We start from the raw sequence: 21,390 nt of genomic DNA on the forward strand, positions 1-21,390 counted from the left end.
AAAGATAAGAGGAAAAGAGGGATCATGACCGCAAGGGTAGTGAACCGATTGATACGGGCGACGCTGGCCACGGGGGCGACGATCGCGATGATGGCTTCCATGGCGGCCTGCGGCCCTTCGGCGGCCGCCCCCAGTGACGCTGGAAGCGGCTCAGCAAGCAGCTCCGGCTCCTCGGCAGCATCCGGGTCTGCACGCACCCCGGAGCAGATCACCAAGTCCGGAAAACTCAAGGTGGCGGTCTTCACTGACAAGGCCCCCTTCGGCTACGTGGATAAGGACGGCAAGAACCAGGGCTACGATGTGGTCCTGGCCGAGCGCCTGGCCAAGGATCTGGGCGTCAAGCCCGAATACACCTCGGTGGACCCGGCCGCCCGTGTGGATGTGCTGTCCAGCAACAAGGTGGACGTGGTTCTGGCCAACTTCACCGTCACCGATGATCGCGCTCGCAAGGTGGACTTCGCCAAGCCTTATATGAAGGTCTTCCTGGGCGTGGTCTCCCCGGATTCGGCGCCGATCAAAGATGTCAAGGAGTTGAACGGCAAGACTCTGATCATCGCCAAGGGGACCACGGCTGAGCCCTACTTCGAGCAGCACTACCCGGAAGTCAAGCTGCAGAAGTACGACCAGTACGCCGATGCCTACAACGCTCTGCTGGACCACCGTGGCGACGCCATGAGTACGGACAACACCGAGGTGCTGGCCTGGGCCAAGGCCAACAAGGGCTTCTCGGTGGGCATCACCAAGCTTGGGGATGAGGCTGTCATCGCCCCGGCCGTGCGCAAGGGAAACAAGCCTTTGCTGGACTACATCAACAAAGAGCTGGTCAAACTGGGCCAGGAGCGGTTCTTCCATGAGGACTACCGCAAGACTCTGGAGCCGGTCTATGGAAGTGAGGCCAACCCCGACGAGATTGTGGTCGAGGGCGGCAAGGACTGACCTGACTGTCTGGCTTATGACAGGGCCCGTACCCATCCAAATGCGACTGGATGGGTACGGGCCCTGTCGTCTGACTCGATGGATTGCCGAATCAGTAGGCGGCCAGGATGTCAACCACAAAGATCAGGGTTGAATTGGCCGGGATGCTTTGCTGTTTCTGGCTGCCGTAGCCCAGGTCGGGCGGAATGACCAGAAGAACCTGAGAGCCCACGGTCTGGCCTGCCAGACCCTGCTGCCAGCCCTTGACCACTTGGTCCAGGCTGAAATCGCTGGGCTGTCCCCGGTCCCAGGAGGAGTCGAACTGCTTGCCGTTGGAGGCCAGCCAGCCGGTGTAGTTGGCGCTGACGCTCTGATGCTGGCCGACCTTGGCCCCCTTGCCTTTGATCAGGGGCTGGACGACCAATCCTTCCTTAGGCTGGTAGCCGTTGAGATCCAGGGAGGGCTTGCCCTTGTCGTCCAGGCTGATCTTGGGCAGGTCGCTGGGCAGATCGGTCACCTTCTGTCCCTGGGCGCGGGTCAGGTTCTTGGACCGGGAGACGAAGGTCAGGGCCATGATATAGGAGTCGGTCGCCTGGCTGCTGCCGGAGCCTGACTCATCGATGCCCACGGCCACGGTGGAGTTGACCTTGAGGCCCTTGAAGGTGTCGTAGTATGCCGGGATGGATTTCTTGCTGATGACGATCGAGCACTCCGGACTGCTCTTGTCCCAGGTGGAGTTGAGCACCTTGCCGGTCTTGGCATCCAGGGCCAGGCTCCTTGTGCATACACGATCCCCGTCGCGGATGACCTCGCCGTTGCCCTCCTGGATGACCTGATGAGCCTGGTTCTCGACCTTGAAGGGGGTCTTGAAGCTGATGTCGGGCTTGCTGCCAAGTTTGCCACTGGCTGATACGCCCTGCATGGTGTCGCCCGCGTGCGCGTCCCCGTCAGATTTCCCGCTGCAGGCTGACAGCCCAAGACATAGGGCCAGAGCCGTCATGGCGCCCAGCAGACGCTTGCTGCCTGATTTCCTTGCGATGATGGTCATAGAAGAACAGTTTAGGGCTTATGGGTGATTTCCCTGTGCTTGGAACCAGATCATAGGGAGCCGACGGTAGAATGTCGATAATATGGAGCGAGTACCCGAGGAAAAAGATGAGATGACGCGGCCTGAAAAGCCTTCGCGTCATAGCACGATCATGCGCGGCATCGTCACCCCCATCTTCGGACTGCTGGCTGTAACGGCCATTGTGCTGGGTATTTTCAACGCCACGGTCTGGAAGCCTTCGGCTCATGTGGATGCGCATGCGCGTACGAAGGCAGCCTATGTGGTGACCGATCCAGGCGTGCTTCCCTTGGTGGACAGCAAAGTGACCATGCGAGTGGATGTAACATCGAATGGAACCTCCGCGTCCGCAGATCAGAATTCACGCAAGCCTACCGTCTGTATGGCCCTGACCACGGCCAAGGATGCAGCTGGTTGGACGGCCGGGCAAGATGTGGCACGTGTGAGAGGTTTGGATGATTGGCACACCCTGTCCGTCGGCAGGGACACCAGCCCCGGCAAGGCCGTCAAAAGTAATCAGGGCGTGGCTTTTCAGGATTCGGACATGTGGAAACAGGTAACCTGCTCCGACAACGACGTGTCCATGTCCCTGAAGACCGACGATCCGCAGGCCGTCCTGCTGGTGGCGGTTCCTCAGGGTTCCCATTCCCTGGGTCTGGAAATGCTCTGGCAGCGGGACAGGCTGCCCAACTTCGCCATGCCCTTCTATTTTGCCGGCGGGCTGCTGGCCCTGCTGGCCGTTCTTTCAGCAACAGTCTTCGCCATGGATCCGGTCAAGCGCCGCAAGCAGACCGAACCTGAACAAGAGGCTGAAGAGACTCCCGAGGTCAGTGTGGCTCAGGCCCTGGGCAGCGCCATTCTGCCTGGTCTCGGAAATCGGCATAGCTCGGTTTCAGGCCGACGCCTGCGTCACGCTCGCGGACAGGCACGGCAGGGGGATCCAGGACCCCCGCCCAGGCCACCCGTGGTGATTGATCCGCGCAATCGGAACCTGGTCGCTGACCAACAGGAGGATGGCGACGGCCGTACCGTCAGCGGCGACCGAGGAGCCGATGATATGTCGGCCACCAGGGTCATCAGCAGCCAGGAGATGGCCTCCTACCTGGCCAGGCTTGCCCACGAGGGGGAGGAGGAGCGCCAATGAGTATGAACAAACCGATGAACAGGGTAGGGGTTGCAGCGGCGCTGGCCTTGTCCCTGGGCCTTCTGCCGGGGCTGTCTGCCTGCGAGGGGCAGGTTCCCCAGGCCAGCCGAACCGAGCCTCAGAGCACTGCAACCACTGCTCCTGCGCCCAACCTGACTCCGGCCCAGGAGGCCCGCATCCGCAAGAGCATCGGGGCTGTTCTGGACCAGGCCAACGAGGCCAGGGACCCGGCCGGGTTGGACCGGCGAGTCAGCGGACCCCAGCTGGAGATCCGCACTAGCGAGCTGACCATAGCCCGGGCCACCGGGCAGCTGGATCCCAAGACGACCATTCCCACCACCATCGCCCAGACGGTCATTCCCGGCGATCCGGGGTGGCCACGTTCGGTCTTCTCGATTACCACCACCACGCAGGATCAGCAGTCCAAGCGCCTCTTGGTTCTGGACCAGGAGTCCGCCCATGAGAACTATAAGCTCTGGGGTGTGGCACGGCTCTTCCAAGGAGCCCAGCTGCCCAAGTTCCCGGTGGCCACCATCGGTGCCAGGATGGGGCAGGGCGACGATCAGGGTCTCAAGGCCACGCCGGTGGAGGCCGTGCGCCGCTATGCCGACCTCCTGCAGAATCCCCAGGGCAGCAAATATGCCAAGGAGTTCGCCCAGGATGACTTCCGCAACTCTCTGGGTACGCTGACTCAGGTGGTTCAGCAGGGAATCGAAGCCAACAAGGGCAGCCAGTCGCAGACCTTCACCCCGGCACAGGGGCAGCTGCGGGTCATGCACTCTTCCGATGGGGGCGACCTGGTCGTGGCCCGGATTGATTCGGTATGGACCAGGCAGGCGGGTGAGGGCCGGGAGTCCTCGCCCGCATCGGATGCCGAGAAGGCCCTCTTTGGACAGGGCAAGCCCACCAGTACTATGAAGGTCACCTATGTCAACGTGATCGCCCTCTACGTGCCGTCGGCGGACTCGCACGAGCCCATCAGGGCCGTGGGCGCCGAGCGTGAACCCATCAAGGTGGAAGCGGTCTGAACGGCGGGATTGCGCTGGGTGAACGCCCGGGCCTTGGACTAGATTGGCTTCCAGGAGTTTGCATTCGAGGGCGGACCGAAGCTGCAGTCGGCGTCCGCCAGGTTAAGGAGGACTGACATGGCGAACAAGAACGGGCAGGGGCAGCCGGGCGTCTCGCTGGCAGGAGCAGTCGACCTGGGCGCGCTTAAGCACCAGGTTGATGCCGAGCCAGGGCAGCAGGGAGGGGCGCCCGCTGCCGGTGGCTACGTGATTGATACCACGGAGGCCAGTTTCCAGGCCATGGTCCAGACCTCGACCACCTTTCCCATTCTGGTCCTGCTCTGGGTACCCACCGACGATCGTCTCTTCCCCTTGGCCACACGCCTGGCCGAGGCCGTTAACGCCCAGGAGGGGCGCATTCAGCTCTCCCGCATCGACATCGCGACCAATCCGCAGATTGCCCAGACCTTCCAGGTGCAGGGTGCCCCGGCCCTCTTTGCCCTGTTGGCCGGCAGGCCCATGCCTATTCTGCAAGGTCTGCCCACCGATGAGGAGATGAACCAGATCACCGATCAGCTCATCCCACAGGTGGTCCAGATGGCGCAGAAGGCCGGCATCACCGGCAGCGCACCCTATCAGGAGACCAACGATCAGGGGCAGGACGAGCAAGCTGGCCAGGCAGCGGCTGATGCCATTCCTCCTGCTCATCAGGAGGCCCACCGGCTGGCTCAAGAGGGCGACTATGCAACTGCGGCCGAAGCTTATGGCCAGCTGGTTCAGGCCGACTCGACCGACGACCTGGCCAAGCGTGAACAGGCCAAGTGCCTGCTGATGGCCCGGTCGGCCCAGGCCGATGTTCGTAAGGTCCGTCAGGCAGCTGCCGATGCTCCTGACGACCTGCAGGCCCAGTTGGATGTGGCCGATGTGGACATGATCGGCGGCCAGATTCAGGATGCTTTCGATCGCCTGCTGGACTTTCTGGCCGGGCACCGGGATCAGACCGATCCCATCCGCCGCCGCCTGCTGGAGTACTTCGTTATTCCTGAACCGACCGATCCTCGGCTGGCCAAGGCCCGTCGCCGTTTGTCCACGCTGATGTACTGATTTAGGTTGCCGCGTACCGGCCTGAACCGGTCCTGGGTCAGGACTCGCGGTTCCCGTCGAAGTTGGTCAGGAAGCGCGGTCCGCTGGCCTTCAACTCTCGGTCGAAGTCGGTCGCCCAGTCGCCAAATGGGTGGTCAGCCAGACCGTCATTGGAGAACCGCGGGTCGTCGGTGATCTCCGTGGCGCAGAAGTCGGGGATGGTCAGGTCGGTCACCGGGCCGGTCCGCTCCACTTCGGCCACCACCAGGGGAGCGTTGCCGTCTCCGAAGACATCCAGGTTCCACCAGTCCTCGTCCAGCCAGACCCCATACCGGTTCTTGACGATGGGAATGCCGCCGCGCAGAATCAGTTCCAGGGCGATTCCCGGATCGATGGCCCTTTCGGCCTCGTAGCGGGTGCCGCCGACGGAGGGCCCCTTGGCTGTCATTGAGGCAGCGTCGAAGTGGTCGCCTTCCTCAAGCAGAGTGTGGAGGGCATCGGTCCGGGCCGTCATGGGTACCACTGGATCCACCTGGCCCTGCAGACGCACACGAAGGGCAAAGTTGTCCTCATGCACGTAGTAGCTCTGCACGATCAGGGTCGGTCGGCTCTCCCTGAGCAGCTCCCGAGGAAGGTTCCGGCAGAAGAATCTGCGTTCGAACTCGAAATCGTCCTCGTCCTCATCCATGGCCATGCTTCCCATGGTACGGTAGGCCGGTTGCTGCCACCATTTGCTGTCCACAGCCCGTTTCATGGTCCAGGTATGTGAAGGCCGCTTGTGATGGCCGGGTGAAGGAACTACAGTGTAAATTATCCCGAGAGAAGATCATCCGGGAATGTTGGCGGCTTCGCGCCACCGCATGAGGATGCAATGGCGCAACCGGGGCGGTGGCACGAGGCCTTGCCATCACGATACCTATGAAACGCCCGGAATTTTGCGGCAACACGCCGATGTCAGCAAGAGCTGGACCGACACGTGAAGACGCGCATGGGTGCGAAAATGCGCAAAGTGTCCTAGTATGGTCTCTGTTGTCCACTGGAAAGTGGCTGTCGGGTTCGTAGCTCAGCGGATAGAGCGTCTGTCTCCGGAACAGAAGGTCGAGGGTTCGAATCCCTTCGAGCCCACCAGGATGCAATCCCTGCCGCCAGGAAGAGCGCAGGGATTTTTCTTTAGACAAATCTGTCTGTCGCAATGACTGAGATTACGGCATCTGCTTGATGAAGTAAGTGCACCGCATACGTCACGATATGTGTGGTGAATCACTAAGCTTTTGAGGAACATGGCCCTTAGCCCGCTTGTGTCTTCGTTTCTAGGTGCCATAGTGAAAGGGTAAGACCGAACGTCGGGGAGGACCGACGCTTCCGCGTTGTGGCGGAGCCTCCTTTCCCCGGTGAAGCAAAGGAGTTCACATGGCCAATCGAATCAATGCAGGGGATGCTGTCCTTCACGTCCTGGAGCAGTGGGGGGTGCCGCGCATCTATGGCCTGCCCGGCGGTTCCTTCGACTCCATGATGAATGCCATCCACAACGAGCGCGAGCGCATCGACTTTATCCAGGTCCGTCATGAGGAGGCCGGAGCACTGGCAGCCGCCGGAGAGGCCAAGTTGACCGGCAGGATTGGTGTCTGCTTCGGCTCGTCGGGTCCCGGCGCCGTCCACCTGCTCAACGGCCTCTACGATGCGCGTGAAGACGGCGTGCCGGTGCTGGCTCTGGTGGGTGAGGTGCCTCAGGCCTTTATGAACATGGACTTCTTCCAGGCCATGGACGAGGTGCCTATCTTTACCGATGTGGCCGTATTCGCCCGGGCCGCCACCAACGCCCAGGGGTTGCCGGCCCTGGTGGATGAGGCCATCCGCCGCGCCTATGCCAGCCACGGGGTCTCCGTGGTGATCATTCCCAAGGATCTGGCTTGGGCCGAGATTGACGACCGCCCGGTGGCATCTGCGCCTAACTTCCGCAAGCCGGAGCCGCTGAAGCCCGCGGCCGACCAGGTCAGCAAGGCAGTTGAGATCATTCAGTCCGCCAAGGCGCCGCTGCTCTACTTCGGTCAAGGCGCTGCCGGGGCACGCGATGAACTGGTCGCCATGTCCGAGCGTTTCAAGATGCCCATGGTTTCCACATTCCCGGCCAAGGGGATTGTGGAGGACACCTATCCTGCCTACCTGCAGTCGGCCGGCCGTGTGGCCACCAAGACCGCTACGGAGGCCATCTACACTTCGGATCTGACGGTCTGGGTGGGTTCGGACAACCCCTTCGGGTCCATGTTCGTCACTCCCAACACCAAGGTCATCCAGATCGACCTGAACCCGGTCAAGCTGGGCAAGCGCTTCCAGGCCAACGTGGTCCTGGCCATCCAGGCAGATGCTCGCGAGGCCCTCAAGGCGATAACCGCCGCCGGCCAGGACCAGGAGGAGTCCGTCTTCTACCGGGCCTGCCTGCGCAGCAAGGAGAACTGGGACCAGTGGCTGGCCTCCTTTAACGAAGACACCCGTACGCCCCTGAGGCCCGAGCCCGTCTACCACATCATCGATCAGCAGCTTGAGGACAATGACATTGTCATCCCCGACGTGGGTAATGTGGACATCGACTTCCTGCGTCTGCTGCACCTGAAGCCCACCAACCGCTGGACCGTCTCCGGCAAGCACGCCACCATGGGCTATGCCGTGCCGGCCGCCTTGGCCGCCAAGCTGGAGCATCCGGAATCGACTGTCTACTCCCTGAGCGGCGACGGTGGATTCGCCATGCTCGGCGAGGAGGTGCTGGCCCAGCTCAAGTACCATGCCCCGGTCATCAACGTGGTCTTCTCCAACCAATCCTTGGGCTACATCGAGGCCGAGCAGCGCGATGACAGCCATCAGCCTCTGAGCGGTGTGGACCTGCCCGACACCGACTGGGCCAAGGTCGGCGAGGGCATGGGTGCCTTGGGCTTCACTGTGCGCACGGTGGCCGACGCGCGCCACGCTTTCTCCGAGGCCCGCAAGGCTGACAGGTCTTCGGTCATCGACATCAAGCTGACAGGAGCCAGCCCTCTGGACACCCGCTACATGCGGTTCCCGGAGACCTGCTCGGATCCGGACCAGGTCGAGAAATTCGTCAAGACCTACGAGGCCGGCGACCTGCGCTCCCTGGCCTACTGGATGGGTCAGGAGGCTCGCAAGGGCTGAGACTGGTACCGCTTCTGCCGGGCGGGCACTCCTATAGTGGACGGTGTCCGCCCGGGGCTTCGGCCCGACATGGGTGCGGCGGACCTGAAGAAAGGACGGACTCATGGAAGATGGACCGGAAGAGATCGGCACGCCATATGCGCCTCAGGCTTTGGGGGCTTACAGTCAGGCTGTGAAGGCCGGGGGCTTTGTCTTTGTCTCCGGACAGCTGGGCATCGACCCGGACACCGGCGAGCTGGTGGAGGGCACTGCGGCTGACCAGGCTACCCAGGCTCTGAAGAACGTCAAGAACATCTTGGATGCAGCCGGCACCGGCATGGAAAAGGTGGTAAAGGCCACCATCCTTATGCGGCGTGTGGAGGATTTCACCGAGGTGGATCAGGCCTACTCCCAGGTTTTCATCGGCTCGGTGCGGCCGGCCCGCGTGGCGTTCGGTGGCGCGGACATCCCCAAGGGGGCCCTGGTCGAGATCGAGGTCGTGGCCCTGGCCTGAGACAGGTCGGTTGCTGGTCCCCGCCGTCGCTAGACTTGAGGGCATGAGTCCTGAAGCACTTGCCCGTATCATCTCTTCGACCGCCGTCCAGATGGCCCAATCGGACCAGCTGGGAAACCTGGAGCCCGACATGGTTCCTGATGCCGACCATCTGGCGGTTATGCGCCCCAAGGACCGCTCCCACGGGGACTGGTCCACCAACATTGCCATGCAGCTGGCCAAGAAGGCCGGCATGAGGCCTGCCGAATTGGGGCAGGCCTTGGCTGAGGCCCTACGAGAGGCCGATGGGATCGCCCAGGTGGATGTGGCCGGGCCCGGCTTCATCAACATAACCTTGGATTCGGCCTCGGCGGCTGCTGTGGTTGATGCGGTCCTGGATGCGGGATCCGCCTTCGGAAGCAACGATCATCTGAGTGGACGCACGCTCAATTTGGAATTCGTCTCGGCAAACCCTACGGGCCCCATCCATATCGGCGGCACACGCTGGGCGGCTGTGGGCGACTCCATGGCCCGGGTCCTGGAGGCCAACGGCGCCAAGGTGGTCAGGGAGTACTACTTCAACGATCACGGCACGCAGATTGACCGCTTCTCCCGCTCGCTGGTGGCGGCGGCCCATGGCGAGCCCGTGCCTGCTGACGGCTACAAGGGTTCGTATATTGACGAGATTGCCTCGCGGGTAGTCAAGGAAGCCGCCGACCAGGGGCAGGACATCCTGGCTATGCCCAGGGTGCAGGACGAGGACGGCGCCGAAGGTGACAGCCCCCAGCGCGAGGCCTTCCGCACCCGGGCCGTGCCCATGATGTTCGCCGAGATCCAGCAGTCCATGCGTGACTTCCGGGTCAACTTCGATGTCTGGTTCCATGAGAACAGCCTGTATGAGTCCGGCCAGGTGGACCGGGCCATTGATGAGCTGCGGGCCAAGGGCGACATCTTCGAGAAGGACGGGGCTACTTGGTTCCGCTCCACCACCTACGGCGATGACAAGGACCGGGTGATCATCAAGTCCGACGGCCACGCAGCCTATGTGGCGGCCGACATCGCCTACTACCTGAACAAGCGACGCAGACCCAAGGATCCCTGCGACGAGGCCATCTACATGCTGGGCGCCGACCATCACGGCTACATCGGCCGGATGATGGCCATCTGCGCAGCCTTCGGGGACACCCCAGGCGTGAACATGCAGATCCTGATCGGCCAGATGGTCAATGTCATCAAGGACGGTCAGGCTGTGCGCATGAGCAAGCGGGCAGGCAACGTGGTCACCATTGACGATCTGGTGGATGCCGTGGGTGTGGATGCCGCCCGGTATTCCCTGGCCCGCACTGACTACAACCAGAGCGTGGACATTGATCTGGACCTGCTGGCTTCGCACACCAATGACAACCCCGTCTACTACGTGCAGTACGCGCACGCCCGCTCCAGGAATGTTGATCGGAACGCAGCCCAGGCGGGCATCGACCGGTCCGGAGCCGACCTGTCCCTGTTGGACACCGCTGCCGACAACGATGTTCTGGGCGTCCTGGCCCTCTATCCCAATGTGGTTCAGACTGCAGGCGACCAGAAGGCTCCCCATCGGGTGGCCCACTACTTGGAGCAGCTGGCTGGGGTCTATCACCGCTGGTACAACCTGGAGCGCGTGGTGCCCATGGAACCCACCGGCCGTAAAGATCTGGACCAGGACGAGGACAGGAATCCACAGCCAGCCCGTGCGGCGGCACGTCTGCGGCTCAATGACGCTGTGCAGCAGGTCATCGCCAATGGTCTGGATCTGTTGGGCGTCCAGGCCCCTGACCGTATGTAAGCCTGAAGGTTACCGGGAGGTCGTTGATGGAGACAGGGATGTGCGGGTTGGGGTCCGATGGGTTCTGGCCCGAGGCTCTGCAGCAGGACCATGAGGGCATGCTGAGCATGCACGGGTGCTCTATGGAAGATCTGGCCAAGCGTTACGGCACCCCCATGTATCTGATGGACACCGCGATGATGGCGGAACGGGCCTCGGCCTTCCGCCAGGCGGCTCTGCGAGACCTGGGCGGTGCGACCACCAGGGTCAGTTACGCGGGCAAGGCCTTTCTTAGCAAGGAGACCGTGCGGATCATGCTGCGCCAGGGGTTGGATATCGATACCTGTTCCCTGGGCGAGATGCTGATTGCCCAGTCTGCCGGCGCCCCTGGCCGTCGTCTGGTTCTGCACGGCAACAACAAGTCCGACCAGGAGATCGACCTGGCTGTGAGGGAGGGCTATAGGGCCATCGTTATCGATGCGCCCGACGAGCCTGCCCGAATCGCCGCTGCTGCAAGGGCACAGGGCCGTCGCGCCAAGGTCATGCTCCGGGTGACCGTGGGGGTGCACGCTGGCGGTCACGAGTACATTTCCACCGCACACGAGGATCAGAAGTTTGGCATCCCCCTGCTGCCCCAGGGCACCGACGTGAGTCTGCTGGACCTGGGCGCTGAGCCTGGGTCCTCAGGACAGGCTGGGGCAGCGACTCCGGCGGCCACGAAGAATGACAGCTCTTCGGCTCCTGGTGATTCTGTGGTCTCCCCGTCGTCTTCGGCACTGTATTCGGTTGCCAACGAGCCTGCTGAACCTGCCGATCCTGCCCGGATCAAAGCCATGTCCGCTCTGGCCGACGGACCGGCCATCGCCCTGCTCAAGGAGATACGTTCCCACGAGCGGGAACTGGAGTTGGTGGGCATCCATACCCATATCGGCTCTCAGATCCATGACTCTTCGGCCTTCATCGAGGCCGCCCGGCGCATGATGCTCCTGCGGCATACCTTCTGGGCCACCGACGGATACCTGATGCCTGAGGTTGATCTGGGGGGCGGCTTCTCCGTGCCCTACACTCCAGATGAGGATCGGATGGACCTGGACGAGACCCTGACCAGCCTGGGGGCTGACATGGCCGCCATCAACCGCCGCTTGGGCATGCCCATGCCGGTCATCGCCTTCGAGCCCGGCCGCTGGATCGTGGCCCCATGCGGCATGAGCCTGTACCGGGTGGGCACCGTCAAGCCCGTTCCCCTGTCTGACGGAAGTGTGCGCACCTACGTTTCGGTTGACGGCGGCATGAGTGACAACATTCGTCCGGCTCTGTATGGGGCCGAGTACACTGCCGTCCTTGCCAACCGACATGGCAGCGTGGACCGGATTCAGGCCCGTGTGGTGGGCAAGCATTGTGAATCTGGGGATATCCTGGTGCAGGATGTGCCTCTGCCTGCGGACATTCGCCGGGGTGATTTGCTTTTGGTACCGGTGACCGGCGCCTACGGACGGACCATGGCCAGCAACTACAACCAGGCTCTGATCCCTCCCGTGGTGGGCCTGGACCAGTCTGGTGCCCAGCTGATGCTACGGCGGCAGACCATGGATGATCTGCTGGCCTTGGACCAGGGATGAGCCTCGCCCTCGGATGGAACCAGCCGCTGGGGTAGAGGTGTCGGATTGGCTTTCTAAGATGGAGCAACACCCGGAGACAGGCCCCGTTGGGGCGGATGGAGGACCATATGCCTGAACGCATGCAGCAGCAGGAGGCCGTCAGGCCCATCCGCGTAGCACTTCTGGGGGCCGGGACCGTGGGCTCCCAGACTGCCCGCCTCTTGGTGGAGCAGAGCCAGGATCTGGCCAGTCGAGTGGGCCGCCCACTGCAGCTGGTAGGTATCGCCGTCCTCCATCCTGACAAGGTCAAGGCTGATTGGATTGATCCGTCCCTGCTGACCACAGACTCAGCCGACTTAGTCACTAAAGCGGATATCGTCATCGAACTGATCGGCGGGATCGAGCCGGCCCGCACCCTGCTGCTCAAGGCCATCGAGTCCGGCGCCAACGTGGTCACCGCCAACAAGGCCTTGCTGGCCCAGCACGGCCCTGAGCTCTACCGGGCCGCCGAAGAACGGGGCGTCGACATCTACTTCGAAGCGGCTGTGGGCGGAGCCATCCCCATCGTGCGGCCCCTGCGCGAATCTCTGGTGGGCGACGGAATCACCAGCTTGGTGGGTATCGTCAACGGGACCACCAACTACATTCTGGATGAGATGACCACCAAGGGTCTTCAATTCGATCAGGCCCTGTGCGATGCCCAGGCCAAGGGCTTCGCTGAGGCGGACCCCACTGCCGATGTGGACGGGCTGGATGCGGCAGCCAAGGCCGCCATCATGGCCACGCTGGCCTTCCACACCGATGTGCGCCTGGATGATGTCCCCGTGGAGGGCATCCGCGCCATCACCGCCGACGATATTGCGGCCGCACAGACCGAGCACCGGGTCATCAAGCTTCTGGCTGTGGCTGAACGCGGAGAGCAGGGCATCTCCGCCCGGGTTTACCCGGCGCTGATCCCCGACAGCCACCCTCTGGCCTCGGTCCATGGCAGCTTCAATGCGGTCTTCGTCACCGCCAAAGCCGCCGACGATCTCATGTTCTACGGCCGGGGTGCCGGCGGAGCGCCCACAGCATCAGCCGTTGTGGGGGATGTGGTCACCGAGGCACGCCACATCGTCCAGCATGGCATGGGTCCGGGAATCCCCATGTACGCCAACATCCCCATGGCTCCGCTGGATGCATCCCGGGCCGCCTTTGCTGTCCGCTTTCTGATCCACGACAAGCCTGGCGTGCTGGCGGCCATCGCCCAGGTCTTCTCCGAGGCGGGCATTTCCATCAACGGAGTCAATCAGGACATCAAGCCCACCCTGCATGACCCGGGCTACAGCGGCGAGATCCAGCAGTTGCGCGTAGTCACCCATCTGTGCGACGAGGTGACCCTGCGGCAGGTAGTTCAGCGAATCTCCACCTTCGACTCGGTCACCGGGCAGGCCTCTATTCTGCGCGTATTCGATCGGCAGGCCCAATGATGACCGTTGCCACAGAGGGCCCATCTACTGTCCGGGTGCGTGTGCCAGCCACCAGCGCCAACCTGGGTTCGGGTTTCGATGCAGTCGGTCTGGCGCTGGACTACCATGACGAGATCGTCTTCACCCGTTCCGTGGACCAGGACGACACCACCGCCTATGTGGTCATCAAGGGCGAGGGGGAGCGGACTCTGCCCCGAGACGAGACCCACCTGGTCGTCTCAGCCTTCCGGCGGGCCTGCCAGGTCTTCGGACTGCCAAGGTTCGGCTTCATCATGCGCGCGGTCAACCGTATCCCCCAGGCCAGGGGTTTGGGTTCCAGCGCCGAGGCCATCGTAGCCGGTATCGCGGCGGCTGCGGCCTTCGCCCATGCCGGCCCTCTGCGTCGTGATGCCGTCTTTGCGTTGGCCGCCCAGATTGAGGGGCATCCCGACAACGTGGCGCCTGCTGTCTACGGGGGGTTGACCGTCTCCTATGATCTGGCCACTGGCGAGGGAGTGGGTTCCCTGCCCATAGCCGGGGGTGCGCCCTTGGAGGGCGGCTACCACACCCTGCGATACAAGGTGGACCCGGCCATCAAGGCCACAGTCTTCGTTCCTGGCGTTCATCTGTCCACACAGAAGGCACGACAGGCCCTGCCCAACAGGGTGCCTTACGCGGATGCCGTCCACAACCTGTCTCGGGCGGCCCTGATTCCCGGCGCTCTGAACCCAGGGTCACTGGATGACCTGGGGACCGAGACGATCGGGCAGACTGCCAAAGCTAACTCCTTGCTCTTTGTAGCTACCCAGGATCGACTCCATCAGCCATACCGGGCCGGGCTCATGCCGTCCTCCACCAAGCTCCTGCAGCTCCTGCGTCGTCAAGGCTATGCGGCGGCCGTCTCAGGGGCTGGACCCTGCATTATCGTCCTGCACTACGGGGATGCCGAAAATGAGCTGCGGACCCTTGCCAGGGACTATCTGGATTCCGGTCGCTGGCGGATCCTGTCCCTGGACGTGGACTGCCAGGGGGTCCAGGTGGAACGGGACCAGGAAGGCAATCGTGAACACTGAAGACAGGCATATCCCACTGATCCTGGCATCATCCTCTCCATCCAGGCGGCGGCTTCTGGTCCAGGCCGGCATTGACCCCATCATTCGACCCTCAAAGGTCGATGAGCCGGCTGTGCTGGCTGAACGGGCCCGTAAACTGGGTTGTCGCCTGGATGACCTGGATGTGCGCGAACGGGTCAGTGTCTTGGCTGAGGCCAAGGCTTCGGCTGTCCAAGCGACTTTGGATGCCGTCAAGGATGCCGAAAGACGATCCCGGGGCGATCTGGTCACGTTCAGGCCTCTGAGCCAGGGTGATTCAGGTGCATCCTCCCGGGATCCCATGAGCCGGGTCATTGGGGCCTGGGGCGGGATGATCGGCGCCGGGCGCGGGCCCCTCCTGTTGGGGTGTGACTCGCTGTTCAGCATGGACGGGGTTGTCATGGGCAAGCCTCACAAGCCAGAACGTGCTATGGAGCGGTTGATGGCCATGCGTGGCCAAACAGGTACCCTGGTCACCGGTCATTGTCTGATCGATCTGGCCACCGGACGAAAGGTCCGGGCGGTCAGCAGCGCTCAAGTGACCTTCGGAGACTATGACCGGGCATCCATGCAGGCCTATGTAGCCACAGGCGAACCCCTTGAGGTGGCTGGATCCTTCACCTTGGAGGGATTGGGCAGCGCCTTCATCCAGGGCATCGAGGGTGATCCCAGTGGAGTGATGGGATTGAGTATGCCCACCCTGCGCGCCCTGGCCCAGGAGCTGGGCGTCTCCTGGCCTGAGCTGTGGGCCGAACGAGTCATGCCCGAGCGGCAGCAGACTGATGGATCGATGCATGGCCCTGAGGGACTGGTCGCTCCCGTGGAGAACGTCCATCAGCCCGGCGACGGGTGGGTGGACTGCGCCTGCGGCAAGCGACACTGGGGGCTCAACGGGGCTGCCGGCGTTTTGCTGGCCCGGCGTGATGCCCGCACGGGCGCGCCGGTCAGTGTGCTTTTGCAGCACCGGGCACGCTGGAGCGCCGAGGGCGGCACCTGGGGTGTGCCGGGCGGCGCCATCTCCGACGGGGAAAATCCCTTGGAGGGCGGCCTGCGCGAGAGCTATGAGGAAGCCAACATCCGCCCGGAGGACATTCAGGTGGTGGGCTCCTACCTGGAGGACCACGGCCCCTGGGGTTACACGACCATACTGGCCTTCGAGCGTTCCGGCCACCGAGTCGATCCCCGCATGAATGACGATGAGAGCATTGCCCTGGAATGGGTGGACCTGGACAAGGTCGCGGACCTGCCCCTTCTGAAGGCCTTCGGACAGGACTGGCCGCACTTCAGGCAACGCTTGGAGGTTCTGGCAGCCGAAGGCTGAGTAGGCAGCCTGCCTGGGCGCATCAGCTCAGGAGCAGAGCAACCAGAGCGATGATCACGGGCGAGGTGATCGTGCTCAACAGGATGCCGTCCCTGGCGAAGGTGGTTCCCACCTCGTAGCGGGCGGCGTAGTTGTAGACGTTCTGGCCGGTGGGCAGGGCCGCCAGAACCACGCACCCGTACAGCTCCGACCCGCTGAAGCCCATCATGAACCGGGCCAGCAGGTAGGCGATCATGGGCATGACCAGATTCTTCAGGATCACAGCACAAAGGGTGGCACGACGGTCAGTGCCCCGGCCCATGGGTCGCGAACCCCGCAGGGACATGCCGAAGGCCATGAGGATCATGGGCACGGCCGACTGCCCAATCATGTCGATGGGCTTGTAGACGAAGTCAGGGATGACGAAATGGCCGGCCTGGGCGCTAATGGCCGATATCACTATGCCGCCTATGGAGCCGATGAGGATCGGCTGCTTCAGGGGCTGTTTGAGGATGGTCTTGACCGAAAGCTTGCCAGAGGTGGTCGCGTCCAGAACGGTCAGCCCGATTGGGGTGAAGAGGGCCTGTTGCATGACCAGGATAGGGGCCACCAGTGTGGGATTGCCCAGAATATAGGTGGCTACAGGCAACCCGATGTTATTGGAGTTCAAATACAGGGAGTCGAGAGCGCCGATGGTGGCTTCGGCGGCCGGCAGGTGGAAGCTGGTCGCATTCAGAGCCACGAAAAGCAGACCCACGGCCGCCGCCGACAGGAAGGCCACGATGATGCTGGGGTGGAAGATTACCGACAGCTTCTGCTTGGAGAGGATGGCGAACATCAGGCAGGGCGTTGACACAAAGAATGAGTACTTGTTCAGTACCAGCTGGGCTGTGGGACCGCCTACATGGAAGCGGGCGGCCACATAGCCCACGGCGATGACCACGCCGATGATGAAGAACCCCTCCATGGCGCTGAGCAGTCCAGGCACTCCGGCATCCTCCTCGTCTCGCATGGTGGACGGCGGCCTCCCAGGCGGAGTGCCACCGCTTCCGTCGCCCCCATTGTGCCACCAGGACCTCATGCTTGCGGCTGCAGGTCCATCTGCGATTCCCGGCCCGCTAGCATGGCACTATGGCCAAGAACACACAGACGGATATTGATCTTCTCGCCGGCACCCGGGGGGTTGAACCTGCCCAGTCCTTGGCAAGGATACTGGAGTCCATGACCGCCCTGCCTTCGATCAGCGGCCAGGAGGGCGCCCTGGCTGATGCCGTACAGAGGGCCCTGTCCTCACGAGCCGACCTCTTGGTCCAACGGTTGGGAGATACGGTCGTGGCCTCCACCCAGCTGGGCCGTCCCCACCGCATCGTTCTTGCCGGGCATCTGGACACCGTACCCGTGGATGGGAACCTCCCCCCGCGCTGGCTGGAGCCCGGCGACCCGGACATCCGCGCCGACCTGGCCGCCGCCCACCCTGGATCCCGGGTGCTGTACGGCAGGGGCTCCGCCGACATGAAGGCCTCGGATGCCGTCTTTCTTCACCTGGCGCTCACCCTGCAGGAGCCGGTCTATGACCTGACCTTCGTCTTCTACGACCATGAGGAGGTCCAGGCCGACCTGAACGGGCTAGGCCGGGTGGTGGCCGCCCACCCCGACTGGGTGCAAGGTGATTTCGCCATCATCGGCGAGCCAACCGACTGCACCATCGAGGCCGGCTGCAATGGAACCATGCGCTTCGATCTGATCACCCACGGCACGGCGGCCCACTCCGCCCGGGCCTGGATGGGTAGCAATGCCATCCACGCGGCCGCGCCCATTCTGGATCGGCTGGAGCAGTACCGTCCGGCCACGGTGCGGGTTGACGGCCTGGACTATCGGGAGGGGCTCAACGCCACCATGATCGAGGGCGGTCTGGGCACCAACGTCATTCCCGACCGCTGCCGGGTGCATGTCAACTACCGGTTCGCCCCCGACAAGAGTCTGGCCCAGGCCAAGGAGCTGATGATGGGGCAAGGGACAGGCGCTGAGCTGGGCAATGGCGAGCATATGGCCCGCGGCGGGGTCTTCCAGGGGTTCTCGGTGCGCATGTGTGACGAATCGCCAGCGGCCCGTCCTGGACTGGATTCGCCCTGGGCGAGTTCACTGGCGGACCTGGTTGCCCGGACCACGGGCCAGCAGCCTCGTGCCAAGCTGGGGTGGACCGATGTGGCCCGATTTTCAGCCCTTGGCCTACCAGCCGTCAACCTGGGCGCAGGGGACCCCCTACTGGCCCACAAGGCCGACGAACAGGTGCCCCTGGATGACCTGGTCCGGCTGGAAGCAATACTGGTCGAATGGCTCAATGGACCTGAAGACCGCTGATCTGTGACATACTAGATGACGGTGGTTCTGCCTGACCACTTGCAGCGTAGGCGTTGATCCCCCCGGACGGAGACCCAGTGACCCGTGTGGGCGTCGGTGTCCGCCTGCGTCAGGAAGACTTTTTGCCAAGGCGTTTCGATCGGGCGTACGCAGGTGCGCGGTTGCAGTGAGAGTGCAGCGTGAGGACGGATCGGGACCGTGAGAGCGGCGCGAGGCGGCGTGCCGCAAGGAGCATTGTGCCCGAAAATACGAATGAGGATACCAAAGATAATCGGTCCGCCATCAGTGATGGGCAGGGACGGCAGGTTGAAGAGACTGCAAGTTCCGGCACTCGTCGCCGCTCCGGACGGCGTGTGGTCAGGGTGGCCGGCGCTGCCGGTGCCGACGTGCCTGTGAAGGTCGAGGCCGAGAAGCGCAAGACCTCCCGCAAGGCCAAGGAGGAGGGCGACGAGTCCAAGCCCTCCGCCACCCGTCGTCGCCGCACCCGCAAGCCCAAGGAGGATCAGGCTGCCGATCAGAGCGTGCAGAACCACTCCAGCCAAGATGCTCAGGGGGATGAGAGCGAGTCCAAGCCGACCAGGACGACTACTCGTCGTCGCAGCCGTACTACTGCCCGCCGACGTACCGAGGAGCATGCCCAGGAGGGCGAACCTGATCAAGACCGTCAGGAACGTGCCCTTGAGGCTGTGGAGGCTCTGACATCGGGGCTCAGCCAGAGGACAGACCGGAAGGCTGAGGAGCAGGATGAGCGTCCGCGTGCCGCCCGCACCGCCCGTCCCCGTCCTATGACGTCGTTGCTCTTCCAGGAGCCCGTCATACCCGTCTCCAGGCCTGAGCAGAATGAGCGCGACGAACGGGATGAGGAGGACGAGGATGTCGAACAGTCATCCAAGCCCTCCCGCCGAAGCAGATCCAGGAGCACCTCGGAGGGCGGTTCACGCCGTTCCCGCAGGCTCAATGCCGAGGAGCGCAGGGCCGCCGACGAAGTGGAGCGCATCGAAGAGGATCTGGATCACGAGGGCATAACCTTCGTGGTTGACGAGGACCAGGAACAGGACGAGGACCAGAATGAGTCCGGCACTCGCACTCGTCGCCGCCGCCGTGCCAAGAGCGATGATGAGGGCTCTGACAAGTCCGTTTCCACTCGCCACCGTCGCGGGCACGAGCAGGAGAAGGACAAGGATGACGAGGACGAGGCCCCGCTGACCCGTCGCCGCCGCCGTCGCAGAGGCTCCAAGTCCGCTGAGGGCGAGTCAGAGGAGCCCAATACCCGCCGCTCGCGCAAACAGCAATATATTGACGAGATCACCGACGTGGAGGGCTCCACCCGCTTGGAGGCCAAAAAGCAGCGCCGGCGGGACAACCGCCGCGAACGCTCGCGTCAGTCCCAACTGGTCGAGCAGGACTTCCTGGCCCGCCGTGAAAACGTCAACCGCCTGATGGTGGTGCGCGAGAAGGAGCACCACACCCAGATCTCGGTCATCGAGGACGATATCCTGGTCGAGCACTACGTCTCCGACATCCAGGAGGTCTCCACTGTAGGCAACATCTACCTGGGCCGGGTTCAGAACGTCCTGCCCAGCATGGAGGCCGCCTTCGTGGACATCGGCCAGGCCCGCAACGGCGTGCTCTATGCCGGCGAGGTCAACTGGGACTCCACCCGTCTGGAGGGTCAGCCCCGCCGGATCGAACTGGCCTTCAAATCCGGCGACCCTGTGCTGGTCCAGGTCACCAAGGACCCCATTGGCCACAAGGGTGCACGGCTGACCTCGCAGGTCACGCTGGCCGGCCGCTTCCTGGTCCTGGTGCCCTCGGGCGGCATGACCGGCGTCAGCCGCAAGCTGCCCGACCGCGAGCGTTCCCGTCTCAAGAGCATCGTCTCCAAGGTGGCCCCCAAGGACATGGGCGTCATCATTCGCACCGCGGCAGAGGGGGCCAGCGAGGAGGCCCTGACCAAGGACCTGGAGAACCTGCAGCGTCAGTGGGGCAAGATCGAGGACAAGCGCAAGGAGTTCCTGCACGGCAAGCGTCCCAAGCTTCTGCAGGGCGAGCCGGACGTGGCTATCCGTGTGGTTCGAGACATCTTCAACGACGACTTCGCCAAGCTGGTGGTCCAGGGCGAGGGGGTCTACGAGAGGGTCCGCAACTACCTGGAGACCATGGCCCCCGACCTGGAGGAGAAACTTGAGCACTGGGACCCGGCCGAGCACCAGGGCAAGGATGTTTTCGATCGCTGGAGCATCGACAGCCAACTGCGCAAGGGCATGGAGCGCCAGGTCTACCTGCCCTCCGGCGGCTCCCTGGTCATCGACCGCACCGAGGCCATGACCACCATCGACGTGAACACGGGCCGCTTCATCGGCAAGGGTAAGTCTCTGGAGGAGACGGTGACCCGTTGCAACCTGGAGGCTTCCGAGGAGATCGCCCGCCAGCTGCGCCTGCGCGACATCGGCGGCATGATCATGATCGACTACGTGGATATGGTCATGCCGGCCAATCGCGACCTGGTCCTGCGCCGCTTGGTCGAGTGCCTGGCCCGGGACCGCACCAAGCACCAGGTGGCCGAGGTCACCTCCCTGGGCCTGGTGCAGATGACCCGCAAGCGGGTGGGCCAGGGACTGGTCGAGGCCTTCTCCGAGGAGTGCCCCACCTGCCATGGCCGAGGCTTCATCCTTCACGACAAACCGACCATCTCCGCCTCCTATGCCGACCCATACGCGGTCAAGGGCGGCGACCCCTTCGTCAAGACCAACAAGCATGGGCACGGCTCCTCTTCCAAGGAGACCTTGTCCACAGGTTCGACCCCTGCAGTCAAGGCCAAGCTGGCCAGGATCGCTGCGGCGGCCCAGGCGGCGTCGGACGAGGATGATGCCCAGGCTGAGACGGCGGATGTCGCCAAGGAGTCATAAACTGAATTCGTTTTGTCGGCGGAGCAGGCA

The 21,390-nt window shown here is 63.3% G+C and carries 16 protein-coding genes and 1 tRNA gene; 14 read left to right on the top strand and 3 right to left on the bottom strand.

Going from position 1 to position 21,390, the window contains the following annotated elements; all coding sequences use genetic code 11:
* Nucleotides 1-24: 24 nt before the first annotated feature.
* Nucleotides 25-936, top strand: a complete 912-nt coding sequence (locus tag CI603_RS02900) for a cysteine ABC transporter substrate-binding protein (protein ID WP_046323377.1) — start codon at nucleotides 25-27, stop codon at nucleotides 934-936.
* A 91-nt stretch (nucleotides 937-1,027) separates the two neighbouring features.
* On the opposite strand, the gene CI603_RS02905 is transcribed toward CI603_RS02900, so the two are convergent.
* On the bottom strand, nucleotides 1,028-1,963 hold the full coding sequence (locus tag CI603_RS02905; protein ID WP_183122214.1) for an FKBP-type peptidyl-prolyl cis-trans isomerase: 936 nt from the start codon (nucleotides 1,961-1,963) through the stop codon (nucleotides 1,028-1,030).
* A 112-nt stretch (nucleotides 1,964-2,075) separates the two neighbouring features.
* Here CI603_RS02905 and CI603_RS02910 point away from each other — a divergent pair, with 112 nt between their 5' ends.
* The 3 genes from CI603_RS02910 to CI603_RS02920 all read left to right on the top strand — a co-directional run bounded on the left by CI603_RS02910 (nucleotide 2,076) and on the right by CI603_RS02920 (nucleotide 5,236).
* Nucleotides 2,076-3,125: a hypothetical protein gene (locus CI603_RS02910; RefSeq protein ID WP_121912964.1), complete on the top strand. Its 1,050-nt coding sequence runs from the start codon at nucleotides 2,076-2,078 to the stop codon at nucleotides 3,123-3,125.
* Between the two features lie 2 nt (nucleotides 3,126-3,127).
* Nucleotides 3,128-4,153, top strand: coding sequence for a hypothetical protein (locus CI603_RS02915; RefSeq protein WP_121912965.1), 1,026 nt, complete (start codon nucleotides 3,128-3,130; stop codon nucleotides 4,151-4,153).
* A 117-nt stretch (nucleotides 4,154-4,270) separates the two neighbouring features.
* Complete coding sequence (locus tag CI603_RS02920; RefSeq protein WP_121912966.1) at nucleotides 4,271-5,236, top strand: tetratricopeptide repeat protein; 966 nt, start codon at nucleotides 4,271-4,273, stop codon at nucleotides 5,234-5,236.
* A 37-nt stretch (nucleotides 5,237-5,273) separates the two neighbouring features.
* Here the strand turns inward: CI603_RS02920 and CI603_RS02925 are convergent, their stop codons facing one another.
* Nucleotides 5,274-5,903: a hypothetical protein gene (locus CI603_RS02925; protein ID WP_046323900.1), complete on the bottom strand. Its 630-nt coding sequence runs from the start codon at nucleotides 5,901-5,903 to the stop codon at nucleotides 5,274-5,276.
* Between the two features lie 364 nt (nucleotides 5,904-6,267).
* Here CI603_RS02925 and CI603_RS02930 point away from each other — a divergent pair.
* The 8 genes from CI603_RS02930 to CI603_RS02965 all read left to right on the top strand — a co-directional run bounded on the left by CI603_RS02930 (nucleotide 6,268) and on the right by CI603_RS02965 (nucleotide 16,111).
* Nucleotides 6,268-6,343: transfer RNA gene (locus CI603_RS02930), tRNA-Arg, on the top strand.
* A gap of 282 nt (nucleotides 6,344-6,625) precedes the next feature.
* A complete protein-coding gene (gene spxB / locus CI603_RS02935; protein ID WP_110425807.1) occupies nucleotides 6,626-8,380 on the top strand; it encodes a pyruvate oxidase in 1,755 nt (584 codons plus the stop codon).
* A 103-nt stretch (nucleotides 8,381-8,483) separates the two neighbouring features.
* Nucleotides 8,484-8,873 (top strand): Rid family detoxifying hydrolase, encoded by a 390-nt coding sequence (locus CI603_RS02940; protein WP_046323372.1) that lies wholly within the window; start codon nucleotides 8,484-8,486, stop codon nucleotides 8,871-8,873.
* A 43-nt stretch (nucleotides 8,874-8,916) separates the two neighbouring features.
* Nucleotides 8,917-10,674, top strand: a complete 1,758-nt coding sequence (gene argS / locus CI603_RS02945; RefSeq protein ID WP_121912967.1) for an arginine--tRNA ligase — start codon at nucleotides 8,917-8,919, stop codon at nucleotides 10,672-10,674.
* Between the two features lie 26 nt (nucleotides 10,675-10,700).
* Nucleotides 10,701-12,272 carry a diaminopimelate decarboxylase gene (locus tag CI603_RS02950; protein ID WP_121912968.1) on the top strand — a complete coding sequence of 524 codons (1,572 nt, stop codon included), beginning with the start codon at nucleotides 10,701-10,703 and terminating at the stop codon, nucleotides 12,270-12,272.
* 107 nt (nucleotides 12,273-12,379) lie between these two features.
* On the top strand, nucleotides 12,380-13,720 hold the full coding sequence (locus CI603_RS02955) for a homoserine dehydrogenase (protein ID WP_183122215.1): 1,341 nt from the start codon (nucleotides 12,380-12,382) through the stop codon (nucleotides 13,718-13,720).
* Nucleotides 13,720-14,772 (top strand): homoserine kinase, encoded by a 1,053-nt coding sequence (thrB, locus tag CI603_RS02960; protein ID WP_121913001.1) that lies wholly within the window; start codon nucleotides 13,720-13,722, stop codon nucleotides 14,770-14,772. The genes CI603_RS02955 and thrB overlap by 1 nt, the downstream gene beginning before the upstream one ends.
* The gene (locus CI603_RS02965) at nucleotides 14,762-16,111 is read left to right on the top strand and encodes a Maf family nucleotide pyrophosphatase (protein ID WP_082097800.1); all 1,350 of its coding nucleotides are present in this window, start codon (nucleotides 14,762-14,764) and stop codon (nucleotides 16,109-16,111) included. The genes thrB and CI603_RS02965 overlap by 11 nt, the downstream gene beginning before the upstream one ends.
* 22 nt (nucleotides 16,112-16,133) lie before the next feature.
* Here the strand turns inward: CI603_RS02965 and CI603_RS02970 are convergent, their stop codons facing one another.
* Nucleotides 16,134-17,078 (bottom strand): AEC family transporter, encoded by a 945-nt coding sequence (locus CI603_RS02970; RefSeq protein ID WP_121913002.1) that lies wholly within the window; start codon nucleotides 17,076-17,078, stop codon nucleotides 16,134-16,136.
* A 143-nt stretch (nucleotides 17,079-17,221) separates the two neighbouring features.
* Here CI603_RS02970 and dapE point away from each other — a divergent pair, with 143 nt between their 5' ends.
* Together dapE and CI603_RS02980 are read left to right on the top strand one after the other, a co-directional pair.
* Nucleotides 17,222-18,451, top strand: a complete 1,230-nt coding sequence (gene dapE / locus CI603_RS02975) for a succinyl-diaminopimelate desuccinylase (protein WP_121912969.1) — start codon at nucleotides 17,222-17,224, stop codon at nucleotides 18,449-18,451.
* A gap of 236 nt (nucleotides 18,452-18,687) precedes the next feature.
* Complete coding sequence (locus CI603_RS02980) at nucleotides 18,688-21,360, top strand: Rne/Rng family ribonuclease (RefSeq protein ID WP_121912970.1); 2,673 nt, start codon at nucleotides 18,688-18,690, stop codon at nucleotides 21,358-21,360.
* Nucleotides 21,361-21,390 lie beyond the last annotated feature (30 nt).

This window comes from Bifidobacterium sp. wkB338 (assembly GCF_003688325.1).
Lineage (GTDB): Bacteria > Actinomycetota > Actinomycetes > Actinomycetales > Bifidobacteriaceae > Bombiscardovia > Bombiscardovia polysaccharolytica.

Excerpts from the sequence above, each read along its gene's own strand:
- CI603_RS02925 (WP_046323900.1), bottom strand. The coding sequence starts at position 5,903 with ATGGATGAGGACGAGGACGATTTCGAGTTCGAACGCAGATTCTTCTGC.
- dapE (WP_121912969.1), top strand. The coding sequence starts at position 17,222 with ATGGCCAAGAACACACAGACGGATATTGATCTTCTCGCCGGCACCCGG.
- CI603_RS02910 (WP_121912964.1), top strand. The coding sequence starts at position 2,076 with ATGACGCGGCCTGAAAAGCCTTCGCGTCATAGCACGATCATGCGCGGC.
- CI603_RS02950 (WP_121912968.1), top strand. The coding sequence starts at position 10,701 with ATGGAGACAGGGATGTGCGGGTTGGGGTCCGATGGGTTCTGGCCCGAG.
- CI603_RS02920 (WP_121912966.1), top strand. The coding sequence starts at position 4,271 with ATGGCGAACAAGAACGGGCAGGGGCAGCCGGGCGTCTCGCTGGCAGGA.
- CI603_RS02900 (WP_046323377.1), top strand. The coding sequence starts at position 25 with ATGACCGCAAGGGTAGTGAACCGATTGATACGGGCGACGCTGGCCACG.
- CI603_RS02955 (WP_183122215.1), top strand. The coding sequence starts at position 12,380 with ATGCCTGAACGCATGCAGCAGCAGGAGGCCGTCAGGCCCATCCGCGTA.
- CI603_RS02940 (WP_046323372.1), top strand. The coding sequence starts at position 8,484 with ATGGAAGATGGACCGGAAGAGATCGGCACGCCATATGCGCCTCAGGCT.
- argS (WP_121912967.1), top strand. The coding sequence starts at position 8,917 with ATGAGTCCTGAAGCACTTGCCCGTATCATCTCTTCGACCGCCGTCCAG.
- CI603_RS02915 (WP_121912965.1), top strand. The coding sequence starts at position 3,128 with ATGAACAAACCGATGAACAGGGTAGGGGTTGCAGCGGCGCTGGCCTTG.
- spxB (WP_110425807.1), top strand. The coding sequence starts at position 6,626 with ATGGCCAATCGAATCAATGCAGGGGATGCTGTCCTTCACGTCCTGGAG.
- CI603_RS02905 (WP_183122214.1), bottom strand. The coding sequence starts at position 1,963 with ATGACCATCATCGCAAGGAAATCAGGCAGCAAGCGTCTGCTGGGCGCC.
- thrB (WP_121913001.1), top strand. The coding sequence starts at position 13,720 with ATGACCGTTGCCACAGAGGGCCCATCTACTGTCCGGGTGCGTGTGCCA.